This is a genomic window from Ideonella sp. (assembly GCF_041914305.1).
Classification (GTDB): domain Bacteria; phylum Pseudomonadota; class Gammaproteobacteria; order Burkholderiales; family Burkholderiaceae_C; genus Ideonella.
Window position 1 is genome coordinate 65,391 of sequence record NZ_JAYSDQ010000003.1, and the last position, 22,908, is coordinate 88,298.

The following is a 22,908-nucleotide window of genomic DNA, read 5'->3' on the forward strand; positions in this document are numbered from 1 at the left end:
TGGCTACTCGATTCGATCCGCCATCAAGGGAACGGTCCGCCGCGACGACGTAGCCTTCTCCAGCGCGTACTCCCGCGCCTCCAATGTCGGCCCCAGGAACGCCTTCAAGGTCGGCCCGTTGCGCACGCGCGGGCTGGCGAAGAAGAACTCGAACACCTCGTGCAGCCAAACACGGCGACCCATCTCGGAGTACCACCGCATCGACTGGCGCTGGACCGGATCGCGGTGGAACAGCAGGCGTGCCAGCGCCTTCGGGCGCAGTTGCAAGACGAGTTCGATCGACTTGAACCATAGGAACAGGCGCCACGGCGGCATGTGGCGTGTCGCCAGCACCTGGTGCTTGTAGTCCCAGCGGCGGGTGTCGACCTGGATGACCTGCCGGTGCTCGGCGGTCTTGTAGAACGGTGTCCAGCGGTGCGGCGTCACGTACAGCAGCTGGATCTGGTCCGGGTCGTACCGCAGCAGGTGGCGCAATGAACGCCAGAGGTCTGCGTCACGCTCCTCTTCGAATCCCACGACATAGGTCGCCATCGAGAGGATGCCGTGCTGGCGCATCAGTTGAATGGCCTGCGCGTCTTCGCTGGTACTGGCGCCTTTGCGGATTTGCGTCAGCGTGCTTTCGCTGTAGGCCTCGATGCCCAGCAGAAAGCGGATGACGCCGGCCTGGCGGTACAGGTGCAAGATGTCCGCGTCCCGCACGATGTCACCGGCCCGCGTCGATCCCACCAGCAGCACCGGCACGTCCTCGGCGATCAAGGCCTCGAGAAAGGCACGCCACATCTTGCGCGAGCCCGTCGGCAGTTCATCGGCGAAGTTGATCAGCTCGACGCCATGCTCCCGGTACAGCCTGGCAATTTCGCTGGCCAGCTTGACCGGATCTCGGTGGCGCCACTGCGTCCAGTATCCACGTTGCCCGCAGTAGTTGCACAGGTACGGGCAACCGCGCGAGAACTGCACGACGACCGCGCGCTTGCCGCCCCAGTAGGTGTAGCGCTGATGGTCGATGAGTTCCCAGCCGACCCGGTAGTCGTCGAGGTTGCGGATCATGATCGCCGCGGGCGTTTCAATGGCCTTGCCCGAGTCCTGTGGATCGCGAAAGGCGATGCCGCGCACCGAGCGCAGGTCACCGCTCGCCTGCAGTGCCTGCATCAGGTCGACGACCGTCTGCTCGCCCTCGCCGCGCACGATGATGTCGATGGATTTCGACACTGCGAGGATCTCGTCCCAGTGGTAGGTGGGATGCACGCCGCCATAGACGATGGTGACGCCGGGCAGCCGCTGCTTGAGGGCGTCGCAGATCGCCACCACCGTGGCGTGCGCGGAACTGGATCCGGAGTGACCGAGCATCACCACGTCGGGCCGGCGGCGGGCCGCTTCCTCGACGATGCGGTGGATCGGCAGATCCTCCAGATCCGCATCGACCAGGTCCACGGCAAATCCGGCGTCGATCAAGGGGCCACCGATGCTCAGCAAGCCCAACGGCGGCAAATGGTCGTCCGGGATCCGGCTGCCGATGGCCGTGTGGGGTGGGTTGACCAAGGTGACTTTCATCGCTTCCTCCAGAACGTGCTGCCGTTGCGGCAGCTGTTGTTCGGAGTGTGGGCAGCATGGGTGAGGCCGATGTGGGGCCGGTGAAGCGAATGTGAAGTGAGGGTCCGCCGGACCGAGTTGATAATCCGCGCGCGGCCGCTGCCCAAGCGTTTCGCGAGTCGCTCGAAAGATCGGTCTCGCCCCGTGGGGTACCCCCACGGGAGTTGGTTAGCTTGGCCCATTCGTGGCGCAGTCGGACACTGGCGATTCTCGCCAGCACTGACAGCGCTTCACCTGCAGGTTGGGTAGCGTGCCGCACCTTTGACACCGATGACGCTCACCACCCGCCTGACCGCACTGTCCATCGCCCGCGCGATGCTGAGCGGCCCGCAAGACGCAGACGGCCTGGTGGCCCGCGTCGAAGCCTGCCTGGGCAGCACCGCGCCGTGGTGCCACAAGCTGGCGCAGCGCTGCGCGCGCCTGCCGGGCGAACAATGGCGGCGCCTCACCCCGCGCGCGCTGGCCGATCTGGTCGAGCGCGACGAGGGCTACGAGGGCGCCTGGCACACCCGCCCGACGCCTTACGTGCGTCGCTACCTGCTGCACTGGCCGCAGCGCATGCAAGCGCCACCGCTGGGGCTGCACCAAATCCAGCTGCCGGAATGGCCGCACAGCCAGGCGCTGGCCGAGTGGCTGGGCCAGTCGACCGGCGGCCTGTGGCGGCTGACGCGCAGTGCGCCGTGGCAACGAAAGGCACCGCTCGGCGACCAGCACTATCGCTTCCAGCTGCTGGCCAAACGCAGCGGCGGCTGGCGCCTGCTGGAAGTGCCTGAGCCTTACCTGATGGCGTTGCAGCGCCGGCTGCTCGACGATCTGCTCGACCGCATCCCACCGCACGAAGCGGCCTGCGGCTATGTGCGTGAGCGATCGATCGTCGACCATGCACGTGCCCATGCAGGCCAGGCGGTGGTGCTGAAGTTCGACCTGCAGGACTTCTTCAGCTCGGTGCGCGCATCGCGCGTGCATGCCCTGTTCAAGACACTCGGCTACCCCGAGCAAGTGGCGCGCGAACTGGCGGCGCTGTGCACCGTGGCCACGCCGGAGCCAGTGTTGCGCCGCCTGCACCAACAGGGCAGCCTCAGCTGGCCGCAGGTACAACGGCTGCGTGAGCCTCACCTGCCGCAGGGCGCTCCCAGCTCGGCGGCGCTGGCCAACCTCTGCGCCTTCAGGCTCGACCTGCGACTGGACGGTTTGGCCCACGCGCTGGGTGCCCGCTACACGCGTTACGCCGACGACATCGTGCTGTCGGGCGGCACAGCCCTGCAGGGGGCACGCGCCCGCATCGAAGCCTGGGTCGCCCGCATCAGCGGCGAAGAAGGCTTCACACTGAACCTGCGCAAGTCGCGCTGCGTCGGCGCTGGCATCCGCCAATCGGTCTGCGGCATCGTCGTCAACCAGCGCCCCAACCTGCCGCGCGAAGATTTCGACCGCCTGAAGGCGGTGCTGCACCAGTGCGTGCGCGATGGCCCCACCGCGCAGAACCGCGATGGCTTGCCAAACTGGCGCGACCACCTGCGCGGTCGCGTCGCCTGGGCCACCCAGCTCAACCCCGGCAAGGCCCGGCGCCTGCAATGCTTGTTCGACCAGATCGACTGGGCTTGAAGCAGGCTGCAGGCGCCCGCGCACACTCACGGCCTACATCGGCCACGCCGGCGTGCGGCCCTCGTAGGTCAGCACCAACAGCAGGTCGTCGATCTCTTCGTTCTTGAAGCGGTTGCGCATCTCCTCGGTGTCGGGCAGCGTCAGGGCCCAGTCGCCGACCGGTGATTGGCCGATCAGCGGGATCCACGCGCTGCCGTTGCCGCGCCGGGTGCTGACCAGGCCGTCGGTCGTCCCGCCCACGGTGCCGCCGATGGCCGAGGTCTCGCCTTGCGGGGTCAGCATCAGCTGCGTGCTGCCGATCTCGAAGGTCTGGCCGTCGGCCCGCGCGACCGCCAGCAATACCTGCTGGATCTGCACGTCGCGCAGGTTCGGCGGCAGGCTCTGCGACGCCAGCGTGAAGGTGATCGTCATCGGCGCCTGCGCATGCTCGGGGTTGTGCAGCGCATACCACTGGTCGGCGTACTGGTCGCGGATGCTCACCACCCGCTCGGCGCTCAGGCTGTCGTCCAGCTGCTGGATCACCTGCTGGCGGTAGGTGAAGTCTTGCAGCGCGGTGTATTCGACCGTGAACAACACATCCGATATCGAACCGAAGTCGAACGCGTTCGCCGCCTTGGGCAACTGCAGCTCCCAGTTGGTGTCCACGCCCATGCTCTCGAACGGGCGCAGCATGCCGGGGTCTTGCTGCAGCTCGAGCAGGCCGGTGGCGTTGCTGGTCGAGGTGAAGGCGATCAGCTCGGGGTCGCGCCGCACGGTGACGGCCTGGAACGTGTCGCCACCGGTGACCACCCGCGAGATGCCCGAGGCGATCAGCGTGGCGCGCACACCTTGGCGCGGCGGCACCAGCGCGATCATCGACAAGCTGACCCGCGAAAGCAGCCGCAGGTAGTGGCCCGGGAAGCCGCGGTCGAACAAGGCCATCGGCGTGGCAAAGGGCAGGCTGCCGGTCTCGCGGAAGCGCTGGAACTCGGCCGGGAACAGCTGTGCCAGCGAGAAGGTCTCCGACAGCTGCAGCTTGCGCCGGTTGGAATCGAACGCGAACTGGTCGAGCCGCGTGATGTCTTGCAGCAGGCGCACCGAGCCGGTCAGGCCGCGCCGGTCCGTCGCCTCGCTCTGGCCGCTGCCGGTGGGCGCGGCGTTGTCGGTGGCTTCCCAGTAGTCGGCCTTGATGAAGGCCGGCGGTGTCTCTTGCCGCTCGAAGCCCAGCTGGTACTGCGCCAGCTGCGCCATCGCCGTGGCCTGCTGCAGGAAGTAGTTGTAGGCACCACCGAGCACGCCGCTCATCCACGCATACAGCTCGGCGCTGGTGAACTTGTGGGCGAGAAACTGCACGGTGGCTTCGGCGTGGTCACGCTGCGTGGTGGAGATGAACGCCTCCTGGCGGGCCACGCCGGCGTGGGTTTGCGCCACCGCCAGCTGCTGCCGGCTGGTGGCCAGGTCGTTGTCGGCCAGTTGGCGTTGCAGCTGCCATTCCTGGTTGCGGCGCTCGTAGCTGGCACGCACCGAGTCGACCTGCGCCGCCGTTTCGGCAGCGGCGTGCAGGGCCACCAACTCGGCCCGGCCAAACGCCAGGGCAGCCACCTTCGCCGCCGCCGCGCCCGCCGCGGCGCCCGACACACCGGCACCGGCCGCACTGGCAAAGGCCTGCGCGGCGGTCAGTGCAGCGTCGGCGCCAGCCAGCATGATCGCGGCGTTGCCGGCGAGCTGGTGGCTGTCGATGACGCCGCGCTCCCAGCCGTTCAGGCCGGCGGAGATCCAGCCCTGGTAGGTGTCGCGCAGTGTCTCGGCGCGGTCTTGCTGCCGCTCGACGACGCCCACGCCCTGCTCGGCCTCCAGCACCTGCAGCGTGTGCAGGTCGACCGCGGCGCTGGCCAGCTGCAGGTCTTGCCCGGCCTTGAGCAGGCTGTAGGTCTCGGCGTCGCGCTTTTCGAGCGCGGCGAGAAACGCCTGCTCGACCTGCTGCGCAATGCTGACCAGGTTCTTGGCCCGCTCGATCAGCACGTTGTAGCGGTAGGGCGTGGGCTTGAAGCGGCGCTGCAGGTCGCCGGCCACCGGCAGACGATCCAGCGTCAGCGACGGCTGGACGATGGGCGGCACCTGGCGCGGGATGCCGGCGATGTTGCGCCCGCTGCGCAGCTTGAACAGGTTCAGCTCGGCGCGGGTCTTCAGCGCCTGCGGCACCGGGTTCGGCGGGAACGGCGAGGCGTCGCCGCCGCTGCCGGGCGCCTGCATCTCGGGCAACGCGAGCAGCCCCAGCGCGGCGCCGTAGAGCACGCGGGCGCGGGCCACGGCCTCGCCGTCGTCGCGGGTGAACTCGGCGTCGGCAAAGTCGAGGTAACAACGCGCCAGGCTCATCAGCGTGAAGCGGGTGTAGGCACTGGCCCGCACCGAAACGATCTCGTGCGGGTTCAGCCCCACGCGCAGCCAGTTGTCGGGGTTGCGCTGGTAGTGCGTCTGGATGCTCTCTTCCAGCACCAGGCCGGTGTAGATCTTGCGGTCGCCGGCGGCGAAGTGGTCGGTGTAGACGGTCTCGATCCAGTCCAGCGCCACCAGGTACTGGCCCGACTGCTGCAACTGCAGCGCCAGCGCCATCGGCACGAAGTAGAAAATCTCCTGCAGGTAGCTGGGCACCTCGGACAGCGCGGTGTAGCCGTTGGCGGCGAACACGTCGTCGCGAACGAACTGGCGCCGCGCCGCCAGCTCGGCATCGGTCAGCTGGTCGGTGATCACCACGCCGTTCAGCACCACCGGCATCGGTGGCGACAGGGCTTCGGTGGCCAACTGCGCCAGATAGTCTCTGGCGAGCTTGCGCGCCTGCACCGGGGTCAGGCGCGGCTGGTCGCGCAGCGCGGTCAGGAAGTCGCCAAAGGCGTCGGTCTGCGCGGTGGTCGGCCGCTGGTCGGTGTCGGCCAAAGAGACGGGGCGCAGCTCGGGCAGCAGGTAACTCTCGGGGTAGGCGAAGACCCGCATCGCCGCGTTCCAGGTGGCATAGCCGCCCATCCACAGCCACTCTTCGTCGAAGTCGGCTTCGAGGTAGGGCTTGTCTGCGTCGAAAGCCAGCTCCCAGTCGGCCGCAGGGTTGACCGTGCCCAGCACCGGCGGCTCGGTCTTCAGGCGGCCGGTGCGCAGCGACAGCAACACCTCTTGCAAGGTGGCCAGCGCCTGCAGCGCGCGGGTGGTCTTCTGGTGCCCCTCGTCGCGGCAGTCGATGCCCAGCTCACGCGTCAGCCGGTCGGCGATCAGCACCGGGTCGCGCTCGGCGGCGATGGCCACGATGCAGGCCTGGCGCAGCAAGGGCAGCGCGGCCTCTTCGGCGCTGCCCACCACCGCCTGCATGGCCTGCGTCACCGTCTGCTCTTGTTGCAGGCGAGCGTCCAGCGTGCGGCGCCAGGCCTGGCGGGCCTGCAGCGTGGCGCGCCAGGCCGGCAGCACCGCGGCTGGGGCCTCGGTGGCGTCGAGCAGGCGGAAATGATCCGGCGCCAGGATCAGGCCCTTCTGCTGTTCCTCGCTGCGCCAGGCGGCATAACGCCCGAGTTTGTTGACCTGGGTCAGGATGGCGTAGACGTCGTCCCACTCGGCATCGAGCACGCTGGCGGCGACCGCCAGCTCGCGCACCCGCATCAGGTGCACGAAGGCCGGCATCGTCAGGCGCCTGGCCAGCAAGTCGGGTTCGATGTCGTTGCCCTGCCGGTGCGCCTCGTCGAGCGCCAGCAGCTCGGCCACCGGGCCCAGCGTGTCGCCGACGATCTTGTCGAAGCCCGCTTCCTGGGTCGCCTGGGCGCGGCGGGCCGCGTCTTGCGCCGCCACGAAGGCAGCCAGGTCGCCCTGCCGCGACAGCCACAGGTCATGGGCGGCGTTGCCGGGGCTGGGCGTGCGCAGGTCTTGCGCCACCAGCAGGTCGGGGTCGATCAGCGGCAGCGGCGTGCCGAAGGGTGACTGCGCCGCGTCGTCTTGCTGCTGCCACAGGGCCCGCAGGTGTTCTTTCTGCCAGATCAGCAGCTGCGCCTCGGGCAGCAAGCTGTCGCTCAGCGGCTTGAGCGCGGTTTCCTCGAGGCCGAACAAGGCCTTCAGCGCCGCTTCGCTCACGTCGGCCGGTTGCAGCAGCAACTGGTCCAGCCGGTCGGGGCGAAACTGCGACAGCCCGATGCCCAGGCGGCTGGCCAATGCCTCGCGTGACGCGCCGTCGGCCACGCGGGCCAGGCGGATCTCTTCATACGAGGTGCCCAGCCCGGCCAGCAGCGCGGCGTAGGCGGCTTGCCGGTACGCAGCCTCCCCTTCGCTGGGCACCGCGCGCTCGTGCTTGGCCATGTAGCGGCGCAGCACGTCGACACACAGGCGCACCTGGCTGGCGGCCAGGTTGGCCACCGGCCGGTTGTCCTGGCTCACCAGCTCGGCAAAGGGTTGCAGGTAGGTGTCGACCAGCAACTGGCGGCTGATCGGCTCACCCTCGTGCGAGGTCTTGGCACGGTGCGTCGTGAAGTCGAGCAGGTCGTCCAGGTAGGCCGCAGGGCTGAACACCGCCGAAGGATCGGCCGGCTCGAACGGCTCGGCCACGACCACCGCGCGGTTGACGACGAACCGGTTCGGCGCCAGCGGCGCGTTGTCGGTGGCGCGCACGAAGATCGTGTGCGAGCCCGCCTCGTCGATCGTGATGCGGGCGCTCCAGGTCGACCAGTCGCCCTCGGCGCGCGGGGTGGCCGGGGTGTAGGCCGCTTCGCTGTCCAGCGACCATTCGACCAGCGCGACGCCGGTCTGCGTGTCCGACGCGGTGCCGCGCACGTCGATGGTCACCGAGCCATCGACCAGCGGGAAAGCCGGTGCATTGACCGAGGGCACGTCGATGCCGACCGAAGGCTCGGTCTTGTCGCCCAGCTTCACCGTCACGTTTTGCTCGGCGCTCTGGTTGCCCAGGTTGTCGCGCGCCCGCAGCACCACCACGTGGTCGCCGACGCGGGGCTGCAGCGCCACTTGCGCCGCCCAGCTGTTGGTGCCCGCCGCGGCGGTGAAGGGGCCGTCGGCATAGCGCCATTCGACAACCGCCACCCCCGCAGGGGTGTCGGCTGCGGTGCCGGTGATGGTGGCGATGAAGGGCGGCGCCGGCACCAGCACATCGGCCGGCGGGTTGATGGCGATGCTGGGTGGCGTGTTGTCGACGACCACGGTCCTCGTGGTGGCGGCCGAGCCCGGAGCGTTCGGTGGATCGCTCGCGAAGACCTTGGCGGTGATCAGCTGCGACCCACCGGCGATGCCGCTGACCGGCAGCGTCCAGCTGGTCCACGGCGTGTTGCCGGGCCCGGTGGGCGTGGCGGTGAAGGTGCCCGCCGCGCCGACCGTGACCTGAACGCTGGTGATGGTCTCGTCGGCGTGGCGAACGAAAATGTTGGGTTCGTCGTTCGGGATGTCCTTGAACAGGTCGCACGACGCGGTGCCGCTGACGGTGAAGGCGCCGCCGGCCAACGGCGGCGCACTCAGCGTGATCTCGGGGTCGAGGTGGTAGAAGTCTTTCGGTGGCACCAGCAGTTGCGCCGCCGCGCCGCGGGCCTGGTTCGATGCGGTGGTGTGGCTCTGGGGTGCGGTGGCCGACTCGATGTCGGCAGCCTGCACGGGGTTCGATCTGTTTTGCATGTGCATGTCCCTGTGTGAGAGTGGGCGGCCACCAAGGGCCGCTTTTGGATGCCGCTGTTTCAGCCGATGAAGCGTGGCCGCGCTAGCGCTTGCGCTGGTTCTTGTTGAGCTGCGGCTCGACGGCGGACCACGGGTCCGGCGGTGTCGGCTCGGGCGGGCGAGGTGGCGTCGGCGTCTGTGGCGTGCGGTAGGGGCCGGCGTCGATCGGCGTCTCCCCAGGCCCGGTCAGGATCTGCGGCTCACCCGGCGGCAGCGCCTTGGGTGCCGCCGGCGGCAGGGCCTTGGGCAGCGCCGAGCCCGGCAGACGCAGCTTGCTCTTCAGCCAGCCCAGGCCTTCGCCGAGCTGCTTGAGGCCCTTCTTGATCAGCCCGCCGGCCGTCTGCCAGATGACCATGCCGACGACCAGCACCTGGGCCAGCCAACCGCTGAGAAAACCGAACGAGCTGCCGACCTGGGCCCCCTTGCCGGTGCGCCCCGAGTGCTGGGCCTCGTACAGGCTGTTGGGGTCGAGGATCAGCGACGCCGCGGCCGCCAGGGTGTCCAGCACCGAGGTCGGGCCGTGTTGGCCACCGCTGCCGTCGCCACCCTGTTCGCCGCCGGGCGACGGCTTTGCCGCGCCATCGGGTCGGCCGTTCGGCGACCCGTTCGGCACGCCGGGGCGGCCGGCCGGCGACCCGCTGGGTGCCCCGGGTCGGCCGGTCGTGCCGGTGCCCGGTTGATCGCCCGCCCCACCCTGGCCTTGCGTGGCCGGGCCGGGCGGGTCCTGCCCACCAGCATCGGTGCCGCCGGGGGCCGGTTGCCCACGGCCTGCATCCAAGCCCTGTGACGATGACGCACCGCCCCGCGGGCCGCCGGCACCGTCGCTGCGCGGCGCTGGCTGGCTGGCGCCGCCGCGGGGCTGCGACCCCGCGCGCCGTGCCGGCTGGCGGCCATCGCCCTTCACCGCGCAGCCGGGCCGCGGCAGGGTCACCGTGGGCCCGAGCGGCTTGCCGCGCCAGACGATCGATTGGGACGGCTCGTTCACCGGCACGGACACCGGTTCGCAGTGGCGCGGCTGGTGGCCATCGGTGTCGACCAGCACGACGGGTGAGCCGGCCGCATAGGCATAGAGGTTGATGCCGCCGCTCAGGCCGCTCGGATCGCAGCTGGCCCAGCGCCCCAGCCAGGGTGCGTAGTACCGGGCCCCGTGGTAGTTCAACCCCGTCTCTTCGTCGCGCTCCATGCCGGTGAAGCGGTAGCGCTTCAGGCTGACCTCGGTGGCGCTGCGCCCGGCCTGGTAGGCGGTGCTGCCGTAGGGGTAGTACTCCTCGTAGGTGATGATCTGCCCATCGGCGTCGACCTCGAGCGAGGCCGAGCCGAGGTGGTTGCCGAGCTGGTAGCGCACCAGCTGCACCGGCACCTCGACCTCGTCGCCAACCGTGCGGGTCTCGACCAGCGCGATGCGGCGCCGGTCGTCCATCACGTGCAGCGATTCGCGTTCGAGCAAGACCGCGCCGGCGGCGTTGCGGCGCCGAAAGACCTCGAAGCCGCCGAGCGTGATGCGCTCTTCGACGAGGTTGCCGCCGTTCTTCTCGACCACCTTGCGCACACGCTGGCCGCTCGCGTCGTAGACGTAGTAGGCCGTGCCGCCGCCACCCAGGTCGACCTGCTGCAACTGGTCGCGGTGGTCCCAGGCCAGGCTGCCCAGGTGCGGCATCGTGGCCAGGTTGCCGTGCGGGTCGTAGGCGAAGCGCTGGGGCTCGCTGCCGCCCACCACCACGCTGCTCAGGCGGTTGCTGCGCGCGTCGGGCTCGATCAGGCTGGCTTCGTCGTAGCTGTAGCCGCGCGTCCAGTTGCCGTTGGTCGCCTGGTGCGCCAGCTGCAGGAAATTGCCGACCGGGTCGTAGCGGTAGCGCTCGACATAACGGCGCATCGCCTGGCCATCGTTCGGGTGCGGCAGGTGGATGCGAAACGCGTCGTTCCAGCTCGTCTCGGGCTGCGACACCTGGCCGATGTGCTCGCGCCCTTCGGCCACAAGCAGCCGGTAGACCGCGTCGTAGGTGTAGTCGGCGCTGGGCGTGACGACCTGGTTGCGAAAGTAGACCGTCTGCTGGGCCGCGTCTTCGATGTGCGTGATGTTGCCGGCCGGGTCGTAGACGTAGGCCAGGTCTTGGAGGCTTTCGTTGCCGCGCAGCGTCTGGCACCGCGTCAGGCGCAGCGTGGCGGGGTCGTAGGCGCAGGTGGTGCGCAGCCCGTTGCCGTAGGCGATTGCCGTGCGCTGGCCTTTGGCATCGTGGTCGATCTGGCTGACGAACGGCGTCTCGGCCGTCGCGCCGCGCAGTTGCACACCCACGGCCTGCAGCAGCCCCGCGGCGTTGAAGCGGGGCCGGGTCACGCTGCCGTCGGGTGCGGTCAGCGCCACGGGCCGGTTCAAGGCGTCGTAGGCGGTGCCGCTGGTGAAGACCTGAGGCTCCATCGACGGGTCGGCCGACCAGTCCAGCGTGGTCTTGTAGTTGACCGCCAGTTGGCGCGTGGCCACCAGCAGGTTGCCCTTGAAGTCGTAGGCCTGGCTGGTCACCGCCCCCGCCTGGTCGAACTGCTGGAAGACCTGGCCGCGCAGGTTGCGGGCCTCGGCGTCGGCCACGCCTTCGCCGTACACCGTGTGGCCGATCAGCTGCTCGGCACCGCTGCCCGCTTGCAAGAAGGTTTCGAGCGGCCGGCGCAGTGCGTCCACCGTGTGGCGAAAGCGGTGGTCGCGGTGGTCCCAGGCGAAGGCGGCGTGCCCGGCCACGTCGTTGAGCACCCAGCGCTCGCCCGCCTCCATGCTGGTCTGCCGGATGCGGTGGCCGAGCATGTCGAACGCCGTGCGCATCACGATGCGGCCGTTGGCATCGACGACCTCGCGCGGGTTGCCCTCGATGTCGAGCCATGAGCGGCTCATCAGCCACTCGTCGGTCGTGCCGCCGTCTTGCTCGAAGCGGTTGTGGGCCACCGTGAGGAACGGGCGGCCCAGCCCATCGGCATTTGCCAGCGAGGGCGTGGCGCCGTGCAGCGCCGTCTTGGCCGCGGCCGCCTGTTCGGCCTCGCCGAGCCGGCCCTGCTGGCGCTGTTGCAGCCAGGTCGGCAGGTAGTCGGCCGCAGCCAGGCGGCGAAAGAAGCCGCCGACATCCGCATCGTCGGCCGGGTCGTCGATCAGCACGGTGTCGTTCACATCCCAGCTGGCCTGTTGCCATGGGTCGAACACCACCTTCTCCCAGCGGTGGTCGGGGTGCAGCGTGGCGACCACGCGCTCGAGCGGGTCGTAGAACAAGGTGGCGCTGACACCGGCCCGGCGCTCGAAGCGAAACGCGTGCGTGTCGTCGAAGAAGGGCTCGAACTGCTGGACCGGCTTGCCCTTGTTGTTGAACACCGTCCAGCCGCTGCCGACCCAGCGCGACTCGGCCACTGGGCCGCCATCGACCAGCGGGCCGGGTTCGGCGGGCACTTTCTTCTGGATCTCGCGCCCCGCCCCGTCGGAGTAAGCCAGGCTCAGCCGCAGCTTCAAGCCGCCCTCGGGCAGCGCATCGCTGGCGTGTGTCTCGCGGCTCAGCACCGCCGCGAAGGCCGGCTGGCCTTCACGCTCGTAACGCGCCAGGTCGTAGACGATGCGCGTGGTGGCCGACCCGATCAGCGACGCGGCCTGCGCCATCGGGTCGGCCAAGAAGGCCTCGCGCTGCGCCGGCGTCAGCTCGGGCGTGAACTCGGCCAGTGAGTCGCCCAGCGTCTCGCCCACCTTGCCCATCACCGCACTGCCGGCCACCAGGCCCAGCGCGTCGAAGACCACCTCGCTGCGGTTGCCGTTGGCGTCGGTCAAGCGGCGCGGTTGCAGCACGCGGTAGTCCAGCTCGGCCTCGGTTCGGTTGCCCACCGCGTCGCGGGTTTCGCGGGTCAACAGCGCGTAGGGGTCGAGCGTGGTGACGCTGGTGTTGCCGAAGGGGTCGACGGTGCGCAGCGGGGCAAAGAAGTGCGTGGTCGCAAACGCCAGCTCGTCGGCGGGCGTGTCGTCGGGGCCGGGGGAATAGAACACCCGCGCCGACGGGATCCACCAGGTGCCGTCGTCGTTGTCGCCCGGCACGTAGCGGCAGCCCGCCAGCAGCCCCGCGTCGACCCGGTCGCCATAGGCCTGCGCCAACAGGCCGGGCGTGAATGCCAGCTGGCGGCTCTCGCCGGGCAACGCCAGCGGCTGGATCACCCCCAGCGGCAGCAGGCCGCTCAGGTCGTCACTGCGGTAGTGGATGCGCGATTGCTCGATCAGGCGCTTCTGCGGGTTCACCCCGTCGGCCGGCTCTTCGTAGGGCAGGCTGGGCGCGTCGTTGATGCGCGAGAAGTCGTCGGCCACCCATTCGGCGTGGCTGAAGCGCGGCGCCCCTGGCACGAGTGGCGCAAAGCCGGTCAGCTCGAAGGCAAGGCGTTCGCACAGTGCCGGCATGCGGTGGGCGTCGGGGCTGGCGTGCGGGTCGTCGATGGCCTGCGTGTACCGCGCCTCGGTGTAGGTGATCAAGGTGGTGGTCTGCCGGGCGCGGTCGGCGGGCGTGGGCAGGTTCGGGTCGGCGTGACGCCGCCCGTAGCCGATGCTCAGGGTCTTCAGCGGCTGGCCGAAGGCGTCCACCGCCAGCGTGAGCTCGTGGCCGATGCGCGGGTCGGCCGGGTTGCGCTCGTAGTGGTAGCTCAGGCTTTCCAGCGTGTGGCGAAAGTACACCGCGTGGTGGTTGTCGAGCCGGGGCTGCAGCTGCGCCACCCGGTAGCGGCTCTCGCTGACCTGGTAGGGGTGCGCCGCCTGGGCGTGACCGTCGCGCGCATACACCTCGCTGCGCAGCGGCGCGCCGCGCAGAGCCCGGCAGGCCTCGGCCGGCGTGTCACCGGCGTCCATCTCGTGCGGTGCCAGCGGCACGGCCTGGCTGTCTTGCTGGTAGTACTCGGGCTGCAGGCGTTGGGTCAGGTCTTGCGGGTCGAAGCAGGCGCCGGTTTGGAACCAGGTGCGTGTCTCCACCGGCGGGGCGTAGAACGCCGGGTCGGCGTTGGTGAATGGGAGGTCATCGCCCTGCAGGCCGAGGCTCAGGAAGTCGTCGAACGACTCGGTGTCGAACTGGTCGACGCGACCGAAGCCGCAGAACTCTCGCTCACGGCCGTCGAAGTGGCCGTGGTGGTAGCGGTAGGTGGTGACCAGCCTGGTCCGGCCGATGTGGTCGATCGACTCCACCTTGTCGACGACCTGCACCGGGAACGGCAAGGTGGTCAACCAGGGTGTGCCGTTGGCCTGGTCTTGCAGCTGGTAGCGGGTCGACGGCGCATAGCTGATGCGTGTGGTGCTGCCCAGGTTGTTGTCGGTGCTGGTCAGCACATAGGGCTTCACGCCGCCGCAGAAGTCGAGCGCCTTGTAGTGCCCGTCGCCCGCATCGACCGCGTCGTGGCTCCACAGCAGCGTGGCCGTGCCGGTGCCGAACACATCGGCGAATTCGACCGCGCCGGCGTCGCTGGCCGCGGGCGTGCCGACGATGGTCTGCCGCTCGCCCCAGGCGTTGCCCGACTGGTTGAACCAGAAGTGCACGCGCTGGAAGTCAACGTAGACCAGGTCGGCGCAGCCGGTGCCGTTGAGGTCGGCAAGGAACAGGCGCTTGGGGTCGAAGCTGCCGTTCAGGCGCGGCGCGTTGGCCATCGTGACGCGCGGGCCGAAGCGGCCGTAGCCCAGGTTGGGCCAGTAGTCGATGCGGCCCTCGTGCACCAGCACGATGTCGGTCAGGCCGTCGCCGGTCATGTCGGCCAGGCGCACGCGGCCGGACGCATCGTCGAAGAAGACATCGGGGAACTGCGCCAGGTCGTGGATGCGGGCCACGCCCTGCCCCGGGCCGAAGCCCTTTTCGCCCAGGCATTCGAACCACAGGAACTGCTGGTCGCGGGTCAGCAAGGCGTCGGCCCGGCCATCGCCGGTGAGATCGAGCATGCGCAGGTTGGGGTCGCCCGGCAAGAAGCCCGGCACGGTCTCGTAGGGCGTGAATCGCTTCCACGCACCGTCGGGTGTGGTCTCGAAGAAGCCGGGCAGCGCGCCGGTGTTGACCAGCAGGTCGACGAGGCCGTTGCCGGCCATGTCGCCGAAGCCGACGCCGGGCTGGTCGAGCGACATGCCGGCCGGCATCTGCGGCAGCAGGCGCGGGCGGTCGAGCAGGCCGTTGCCCAGGTTGCGCCAGTAGCGAAAGCCGTCGGCGCCGGTTTGCAGCACGTCCGGCAGGCCGTCGCCGAACAGGTCGACCAGCGCCATACCCGGGTCTCGCAAGGCCAGCGGCGGCATCTCGCCGCCCAGGGCCTTCAGCGGCTGGTAGCGCTGCTCGTGGGGCTTGAATGGCGCGTAGTCGAAGGCCAGCGGTGGCATGCTGGCCGAGCGGTAGGCGCCGCCCGCGTCCTGGTCGTAGCCGGTGACGGTCACGCTGCTCAGCAGCGAGGCCTGGGTGTCGGTGTCGATGCGGTAGCTGAAGTCGGTCGAGCGGACCAGCCTCGGCGCGGCCAGCTCGGCGAAGTGGTGGAACATCAGCACCCGCGCGCAGCGCCGCAGCGTGCGAACCTCGAAGCCGGCGCGAAAGCTCGAAAACCGATCCGGGCGCAGCGGCGCCAAGCGGCCGGTGCTGCACGTGGCCGGGTCGGCGCCGAAGGTCTCTTGCTGCGCGTCGGGCAGCGGCGCGGGGTGCGGCCAGCAGGTGGGCGTGGCCCAGTCGCCGTAGTCGAACACCACCTCGAACGCGTAGCGCCGCCCCTGGCGCAGGTGGCCGACCGGCGCACCGTCGGCATAGGTGATCGGCTGCCCTTGTGCATCGAGCAGCGGCTCGGCCAGGTTGCCGTAGTAGATGCGACGCGGGTAACGCTGCGTCGCGACCCGGTGCTGCTCGTAGATGTCGGGCAGGCGCGCGTCGGGGTCGGCGCCATACAGCCCGGGGTCGTCGGCCGCGTACTCAAACAGGCTGTGGTGGCCCAGCGCGTCGAAGGTTTCCTGCAGCAGCCATTGGGCCACGCGCCGGTCGTCCGCCGGGTCGGCCAGGCGTGTGGCGGGCGAGGCGCCGAAGACGCTGGTCACGTTGTCTTTGGTGATCGTGCGCCAGTGCGTGTCGCCGCTGGCGGCATGCACCCAGCGCTCGATGCGCGCAAACAGCCCTTCGGTGCGCGGGCGGTAGAAGAACACCGAGAAATCCCCGCGCACGATCGGATCTTGCAGCACCCAGCGGGCCTCGCCGCTGTCCGCGTCCGTGACCTGCTGCAGGCAACGGACCAGGTCTTCGGCGCCCGACATGACGAACACGTCGTCGTCGCCGTAACGCGGCAAACCCTTTTCGGTCTTGCGCGTGATGCGCGGCAGCGAGAGCTGCCAGCCGAGGCCGAAGATGCCGTTGCCGTGGCCCGAGCTGTAGTCGAGCGACAGGCTCGGCCCCACGCCGTGCCGGCCCGGTGACAAGGCGATCGGCACGCTGTGCCGGGCCGTGCCGCTGAAAACGTTGGCCTGGAATGTCTCGCCGATGCCCTTGATCGCGCCGCCGCCCTGCGGCAGCGTCAGAACGCTGCCTGCTGCCTGCGCCCCCGCCTGCTGGTTGTCCATCGCTGTTCCTTGCGTTGCGATGGGCAGGTGTTGTGAAACATCGTCCTGCCCACTTGGCTAATCGCAAGGTGCCGGCGCGCTCTGCCAGCGTTTACCAATGGTTACTTCGGTGTCCCGTCGGCCAGCAGGCCCCGCAGCTCGATCACCGCAGCGGCACGGTCGCCCACAGTGGGCTGCAGCTGCGCCAGCGCCTCGCGCAGCACCGCGGGCGCACGCGTGTCGGCCGCGGCACGCAGCGCCAGCCCCTGCGCCAGCAAGGCATGGCCCAGCCATTGGCTGTGGGCGATGCCCACCGCGGCCGCGCGCGCCTCTTGCACGGCGCGCTGCGCCTGGGCCAGCGCGGCGGGGGTGTGGCCGAGCTGCAGCTCGCTGCGCGCCAGCAGCGTCAGCGCACGGATGCGGCCCGGCTCGCCGCCGTCCGACTGGGCATAGATCGACATGGCCCGTTCGAGCAGCGGCTTGGCGCGCTCAACCTGGCCCGCGTCCATCAACATGCGGGCGTGGTTGAGGTCGGCGTTGGCCAGGCCCGGGTGGCTCGGCGGCAGCTGCGCGACCATGCGCTCGTGGGCCGCCTCGAACCGCTGCTCGCAGGCCGCCAGGTCGCCCGGCGCGCACCAGCCGAAGGCGGTGATCGAGAACGGCGGGCTGCGGGTGTCGCCGCGTGCAGCGGCCGACGCCAGCGCCTGCTCGAGCGCCTGCTGGGCTTCGGTGATCCGGCCCAGTTCGAGCAGTGTGCGGGCGCGGTTGCCCAGGCTCGCCGGCGTCGCAGCGTCCACGCCCCCGCCGTCCTGCATGCCCTCGATCGCGCCGTCGAAAGCGGCCAGCGCGCGCAGCGGGTCGCCCGCGCGGGACAGCAGCACGCCCTGGTTGTTGAGCAGAGTCGATGCGCCGATCGTGTGGGCGCGGCCCATCGCGTTGAGCTCGTCGATCGCCGCCTGCAACTGCTCCAGCGCCGCGCCCAGGTCGCCGGTCTTGGCGAGCGCACCCGCCAGGCCCTGGCGCATCGCCACCCACAGCGTCCGGTTGCCTGGGCGGGACTCGCCCATCAATTCGAGCGCGCGGCGCTCGTCGGTCAACGCTTGCGGATAGTCGCCCAGCTCGAAGGCGCGCATCGCGCGCGTGTGGTGGCAGTAGGCGAGCGTCACCGTGTCGCCGGCCGCGTGCGCGCGCAGCGTGTCCATGGCACGGTCGTAGCGCGCCGCGGCACGCTTCGAGTCGGGCTCCAGGTCGGTCTCGCTGACCTCGGCGCATTCGATCTGGGCCTGCAGGTCGACGTCGCCCGCGCGCTGCGCCGAGGCGCGGGCCTGGGTCAGCAGCGCCAGCGTCTTGTCCTGCGCGTCGATCTCGCTGTAGACGCCTGACAGCGTCAGCTCCAGCCGGGCCTTGATGGCGGGAGCGTCGGCGAACTGCGCATTGGCCAGTTGCCCGGCGCGCTCCAGCAGCTCGAGCGTGCTGAGCGGCCGGTTCGCGGTGCTGCTGATCAGGAAGGTCAGGAACTCTTCCACCGCCTCGGTCTGCACCAGCTGCCGCACGGCGCGGTCGCGCTCGTGCTCGGCGATGCGAGCCTGCGACAGCGTGCCGGCCAGGCCCGCGGCAATGGCCACGGTGCTGAGCACCCCGGCGCCCACGGCCGCGCGGTGCCGCCGCACGAACTTGCCCAGGCGATAGGCCCACGCATCGGGCCGCGCGCCGACCGGCTCGTGGTCGCGGTGGCGCCGCAGGTCTTCGGCCAATGCGTCGACGGTCGCGTAGCGGTGCGACGGCGCCTTGCTCAGCGCTCGCGCGGCGATGTTCGCCAGGTCACCTTGCAGGCGCCGCGCCAGCTTGGGCGGCGTGGTCTCGCGCGCCGCGGCCGCGGCCGTGCTGCAGGCGGCCGACAGGCGCGCCGGCTCGACCCGCAGCGTCGACTGCATCACCTGCTGCGCGGTGGCCTGCTCAGGGGCGGTGGGGTGCCGGCCAGCGAGCAGCTGGTACAGCAGCACACCCAGGGCGTAGACGTCGGTCGCGGTGGTCACCGGCTCGCCGCGCCACTGCTCGGGTGCGGCGTATTCCGGCGTGAACGACTGGCCGCCGCCCTCGCGCGTGATCGCGGTCGAACCGAGCGCCCAGGTCTCGTCTTCGACGATCTTGGCGATGCCGAAGTCGAGCAGCTTCACGCGCCCGCCCTCGTCGACGAGGATATTGGTCGGCTTGATGTCGCGGTGGATGACGAGGTGGCGGTGCGCGTGCGAGACCGCCGACAGCACGTCGGCAAACAAGGCCAGCCGCTGCTCGACGGTCAGGCGGCGGCGGTCGCAATAGTGGTCGATGCGCTCGCCGTCGACCAGCTCGAGCACCAGGTAGGGCTGGCCGCCCTCGCTGACACCGGCGTCGAGCAGGTGGGCGATGTTCGGGTGCGTCAGCCGCGCCAGGATCTGGCCCTCGCGGCGAAACCGCTGCGCCGGCGCCTGCCCCACCAGCGACAGGTGCAGCAGCTTGACGGCCACATGGGCGTCGAAACGCCCGTCGTCGCGCCGGGCGCGCCAGACACTGCCGGTGCCGCCCTGCCCCAGCGGCGCCATCAGCGTGTAGGGCCCCAGGCGCTGGCCGGCCAGCGTGGGTGACTCGGCGATCGGCGCCGCAGCGGCGGCGGCGGTGCCGTCCAGGAAACGCGCCTCGGCCGCGCTGTGATGGGCGTCGAGCAGCAAGGCCAGCTCGGCGGCCAGCGCCGGTTGCTCGGCCCGCAAGGCGGCCAGGCGCGCGGCCTGTGGCGCCGGCGCCAAGTCCAGCAGCTCGTCGAGCAACGGGCTCAGCTGTTGCCAGCGCTCACGGTCGGGCAGCATCAGCATGCCCCCCGCAAACCCACGCATGCACGGCGCATCGCGCGGTCAATCCGAGCTCATCGCCCGGTACAGCAGCGCCCTCGCCTTGTCCCACTGGCGCTGCACGGTGCGCACCGAGATGCCTTGCTGCGCGGCGATCTCGCTCATCGTGAAGCCGCAGAAGAAGCGCAGATCGACCAGTTGCGCCAGCTCGGGCTCGAGCCCGGCCAGGTCGTCCAGCGCGTCGCTGATGCGCTGCAGCGCCTGCGCGTCCGGCATGTCTTCGGCGGTTTCGGCGTCCAGCACGGTGATCTGCACGTCGCCGCCGCGCTTGGCCGCCCCGCGCGCCCGCACCCGGTCGATCACCAGCCCGCGCATCGCGCGCGCGGCGTAGGCCATGAAGTGGCCCTGGTCGAGAAAGTCGGGCGAGTTGCGGTGCGCCAGGCTCAGGTAGGCCTCGTGCAGCACCGTGGTGGTGCTCAGCTGCCCCAGGGCGCCGTGGCGCCGGGCCTCGCGGTGCGCAACGCGGTGCAACTCGGCATACAGCGCGGCAAACCGCGGGTCATGCGCGTGGGATCCGCCGGGGGGCGCGCCCGGCGCAACGCAGGCATCTGACTCGCAGGAATCGTTCATGGGACACGTGCTCGGCCGAGAAGCGGCGAGTCGCGAATGTCGGAGCTTGCACCCGCCCCCGCCATCCCCCATACGGGGGAGTCACGAACGCAACTTTTTGGCCCAGTGCCGGCACTCAGCACCGGCTGGGCGGCCGTGGGCCAGGTGGTGGCGGGGGGGCGTGTGTCAGACCTCCAGCCACTCCTTGCGAATGTAGGCATCGGCCTTCAGTGCAGCCGGCGTGCCCTCGAACACGATCTGGCCGTGGCCCATCACCAGGCAGCGTTCAGACACTTGCAGCGCGATGGTCAGTTTCTGCTCGACCAGCAGCACCGAGATGCCGCGGCGGCGCAGCTCGCGCAAATACTCGGCCACCAGCTCGACGATCTTCGGTGCCAGGCCTTCGGTCGGCTCGTCGATCATGATCAGGTCGGGGTCGCCCATCAGCGTGCGGCACAGCGTGAGCATTTGTTGCTCGCCGCCGCTGAGCACGCCGGCCTCGGTGTGCTGGCGCTCTTTCAGGCGCGGGAACATGCCGTACATGTCGTCGAAGCTCCACCTCGGCTTCTTGCCGCCTCGCTTCTCGCCCAGCATCAGGTTCTGGTGCACCGTGAGCTTGGGGAAGATGTCGCGGTTCTCGGGCACGTAGCCCAGGCCCAGGTGGGCGATCTCGAAGGCCTTCTTGCCGATCAGCTCTTGCCCACGCCAGCGCACCGAGCCGGTCGCGTCGACCAGCCCCATGATCGACTTGACGGTGGTCGAGCGGCCCGAGCCATTGCGGCCCAGCAGGCTGACGATCTCGCCCTCGCCGACGTTCAGGCTCACGCCATGCAGCACGTGGCTCTTGCCGTAGTAGGCGTGCAGGTCTTTGAGCTCCAACAACGGCCCGCTCATGCGTGGGCTCCCGCGGCTTGTGCTCCGGCCGCCTGCGTCTCAGCCAACACCGAGCCGAGATAGGCCTCTTGCACGCGCGGGTTGGCGCGCACCGCCTCGGGCGTGTCGAAGGCCAGCAACTCGCCGTAGACGAGCACGGCAATGCGGTCGGCCAGGCCGAACACCACGCCCATGTCGTGCTCTACCGTCAACAAGGTCTTGCCCACCGTCACCTCGCGGATCAGCTGCACGAAGCGCGCGGTTTCGCTGGTGCTCATGCCCGCGGTCGGCTCGTCCAGCAGGATCACGCTGGCGCCCCCGGCGATGGTGATGCCCACCTCCAGCGCGCGCTGCTCGGCATAGGTCAGGTTCATCGCCAGGTGGTCGCGCTTGCGGTGCAGGTGGATCTGCTCCAGCACCTGCTCGGTGCGGTCGTTGACGTCGCGCAGGCCGGACAGGAACTTCCAGAACTCGTAGCGATGCCCCATTGCCCACAGCAGCGCGCAGCGGATGTTCTCGAACACGCTCAGGCGGCCGAACAGGTTGCTGACCTGGAAGCTGCGCGACAGCCCGGCGCGGTTGATCTCGTAGGGCTTCAGGCCGCCGATCGGTTGGCCGTGCAGCAGGATCTCGCCGCTGCTGGGGCCGAAGCGGCCGCTGATCAGGTTGAACAGCGTCGACTTGCCGGCGCCGTTGGGCCCGATGATCGCGACGCGCTCGCCGGCCTTCACCGCCAGGTCGACGCCGCGGATGATCTCGGTCTTGCCGAAGAACTTCTTGACCGCGCGCAGTTCGACGGCCGGGGTCGGTGCGGTCATAGGCGTCTGCCGGGCCGCCCCAAGGACGCCGCGCCCCCTTGGGGGGCCGACGCCGCTTGCGGTGTCTTGGGGGTCATAGTTGTGCCTCCCGCCGCTTGATCTCTTTCTCGATCTCGGCCTGGGTCTCGCCCCACTCGTGCAAGAAGCGGCGGCGGGCCAGCTCGAACAGGCCCAGCGCCGTGACCGACACCAGGCCCATGCCGACCCAGGTGTCGGTGTGGCTCACGTTCAGCGTGGTGCCGAAGAAGCGCACACCGCCTTCGCCGGACGAGTCGAGCTGCAGGTGGTAGATGATCTCGACCAGGCCGGCCACCGCCGCCAGCAGCACCGCGCCGGCGCCACCCAGCGCGAGGTAGGCGGTCCAGATGCGGCCGAGCTTGCCGAAGGCCGCGACGCGCAGGTTCATCATGATCAGGCTGGCCACGCCGCCGGGCGCGTACATCACCATGAACAGGAACACGAAGCCGAGGTAGATCTGCCAGGCCTGCGTCATCTCGGACAGCAGCACCGACGACAGCACCAGCAGCACCGCGCCGATGATCGGGCCGAAGAAGAAGGTGGCGCCGCCGAGGAAGGTGAACAACAGGTAGCCGCCCGATCGGATGGCGCTCACCGTCTCGGCCGTGACGATCTCGAAGTTGATCGCGTTGAACGCGCCGCCGATGCCGGCGAAGAAGCCGGCGATCATGAAGGCCAGGTAGCGCACACGCTGGGTGTCGTAGCCGATGAAGGCCACGCGCTCGGGGTTGTCGCGCACGGCGTTGAGCATGCGGCCCAGCGGCGTGCGGGTGAAGGCATACATCGCCGCGGTGCAGACGAAGCAATAGAACGCGATCAGGTAGTACACCTGCAGCGCCGGGCCGAAGGTCCAGCCGAACATCTTGGTCTCGTAGACGCGGTTGGTGCTGACGCCGCCTTCGCCACCGAAGAAGTCGGGGAACATCAGCGACATCGCGAACACCAGCTCACCCACCCCCAGCGTGATCATCGCGAACGGCGTGCCGGCCTTCTTGGTCGACGGGTAGCCCAGGATCGCCGCCACGCCCAGACCGGCCAGGCCGCCGACCAGCGGGATGAACGGCAGCGGGATCGGCAGCGTGCCCTTACTGGCCAGGTTGATCGCATGCACCGCGAAGAACGCGCCCAGCCCGGTATAGACCGCGTGGCCGAAGCTCAGCATGCCGCCCTGCCCCAACAGCAGGTTGTAGCTGAGGCAGATGATGATCACGTAGCCGATCTGCGACAGCAGCGTCAGCGACAGCCCGCTGGTGAACAGCCGCGGCGCGATCAGCAGGATCAGCGCGAAGCCGCCCCAGATGATCCAGCGGCCGATGTTGAAAGGCTTCCAATGGAAGCTTGCAGCAGCGGACGGTGTCATCACGGAGCTCAT

Annotated in this window: 9 protein-coding genes; 1 reads left to right on the plus strand and 8 read right to left on the minus strand. The window is 69.8% G+C overall.

The annotated features are described in order from the left end of the window. Positions 1–3 precede the first annotated feature (3 nt). Positions 4–1,551, minus strand: a complete 1,548-nt coding sequence (gene bchE / locus ACE3SG_RS05070; RefSeq protein ID WP_374562908.1) for a magnesium-protoporphyrin IX monomethyl ester anaerobic oxidative cyclase — start codon at positions 1,549–1,551, stop codon at positions 4–6. Between the two features lie 309 nt (positions 1,552–1,860). Between bchE and ACE3SG_RS05075 the strand changes: the two genes are divergently transcribed. Beyond that, positions 1,861–3,192, plus strand: a complete 1,332-nt coding sequence (locus tag ACE3SG_RS05075; protein ID WP_374562909.1) for a reverse transcriptase family protein — start codon at positions 1,861–1,863, stop codon at positions 3,190–3,192. 33 nt (positions 3,193–3,225) lie between these two features. Here ACE3SG_RS05075 and ACE3SG_RS05080 read toward each other — a convergent pair whose 3' ends face one another. The 7 genes from ACE3SG_RS05080 to ACE3SG_RS05110 all read right to left on the minus strand — a co-directional run bounded on the left by ACE3SG_RS05080 (position 3,226) and on the right by ACE3SG_RS05110 (position 22,896). Beyond that, positions 3,226–8,817 carry a hypothetical protein gene (locus ACE3SG_RS05080; protein WP_374562910.1) on the minus strand — a complete coding sequence of 1,864 codons (5,592 nt, stop codon included), beginning with the start codon at positions 8,815–8,817 and terminating at the stop codon, positions 3,226–3,228. Positions 8,818–8,899: 82 nt separating this feature from the next. Next, a complete protein-coding gene (locus tag ACE3SG_RS05085; RefSeq protein ID WP_374562911.1) occupies positions 8,900–16,414 on the minus strand; it encodes a SpvB/TcaC N-terminal domain-containing protein in 7,515 nt (2,504 codons plus the stop codon). Between the two features lie 101 nt (positions 16,415–16,515). Next, positions 16,516–19,242 carry a protein kinase gene (locus ACE3SG_RS05090; protein ID WP_374562912.1) on the minus strand — a complete coding sequence of 909 codons (2,727 nt, stop codon included), beginning with the start codon at positions 19,240–19,242 and terminating at the stop codon, positions 16,516–16,518. Between the two features lie 39 nt (positions 19,243–19,281). Beyond that, on the minus strand, positions 19,282–19,848 hold the full coding sequence (locus tag ACE3SG_RS05095; RefSeq protein WP_374562913.1) for an ECF-type sigma factor: 567 nt from the start codon (positions 19,846–19,848) through the stop codon (positions 19,282–19,284). Between the two features lie 165 nt (positions 19,849–20,013). Beyond that, on the minus strand, positions 20,014–20,721 hold the full coding sequence (locus tag ACE3SG_RS05100; protein WP_374562914.1) for an ABC transporter ATP-binding protein: 708 nt from the start codon (positions 20,719–20,721) through the stop codon (positions 20,014–20,016). Continuing rightward, positions 20,718–21,518, minus strand: a complete 801-nt coding sequence (locus ACE3SG_RS05105; protein WP_374562915.1) for an ABC transporter ATP-binding protein — start codon at positions 21,516–21,518, stop codon at positions 20,718–20,720. The genes ACE3SG_RS05100 and ACE3SG_RS05105 overlap by 4 nt, the downstream gene beginning before the upstream one ends. 73 nt (positions 21,519–21,591) lie before the next feature. Beyond that, positions 21,592–22,896 (minus strand): branched-chain amino acid ABC transporter permease, encoded by a 1,305-nt coding sequence (locus ACE3SG_RS05110; protein WP_374562916.1) that lies wholly within the window; start codon positions 22,894–22,896, stop codon positions 21,592–21,594. Between the last annotated feature and the right edge of the window lie 12 nt (positions 22,897–22,908).

What these genes read in the sequence shown, in the direction of transcription:
- ACE3SG_RS05085 (WP_374562911.1), bottom strand. Translation starts at nt 16,414, where the DNA reads ATGGACAACCAGCAGGCGGGGGCGCAGGCAGCAGGCAGCGTTCTGACG.
- ACE3SG_RS05075 (WP_374562909.1), top strand. Translation starts at nt 1,861, where the DNA reads ATGACGCTCACCACCCGCCTGACCGCACTGTCCATCGCCCGCGCGATG.
- ACE3SG_RS05105 (WP_374562915.1), bottom strand. Translation starts at nt 21,518, where the DNA reads ATGACCGCACCGACCCCGGCCGTCGAACTGCGCGCGGTCAAGAAGTTC.
- ACE3SG_RS05080 (WP_374562910.1), bottom strand. Translation starts at nt 8,817, where the DNA reads ATGCAAAACAGATCGAACCCCGTGCAGGCTGCCGACATCGAGTCGGCC.
- ACE3SG_RS05095 (WP_374562913.1), bottom strand. Translation starts at nt 19,848, where the DNA reads ATGAACGATTCCTGCGAGTCAGATGCCTGCGTTGCGCCGGGCGCGCCC.
- ACE3SG_RS05100 (WP_374562914.1), bottom strand. Translation starts at nt 20,721, where the DNA reads ATGAGCGGGCCGTTGTTGGAGCTCAAAGACCTGCACGCCTACTACGGC.
- ACE3SG_RS05110 (WP_374562916.1), bottom strand. Translation starts at nt 22,896, where the DNA reads ATGACACCGTCCGCTGCTGCAAGCTTCCATTGGAAGCCTTTCAACATC.
- bchE (WP_374562908.1), bottom strand. Translation starts at nt 1,551, where the DNA reads ATGAAAGTCACCTTGGTCAACCCACCCCACACGGCCATCGGCAGCCGG.
- ACE3SG_RS05090 (WP_374562912.1), bottom strand. Translation starts at nt 19,242, where the DNA reads ATGCTGATGCTGCCCGACCGTGAGCGCTGGCAACAGCTGAGCCCGTTG.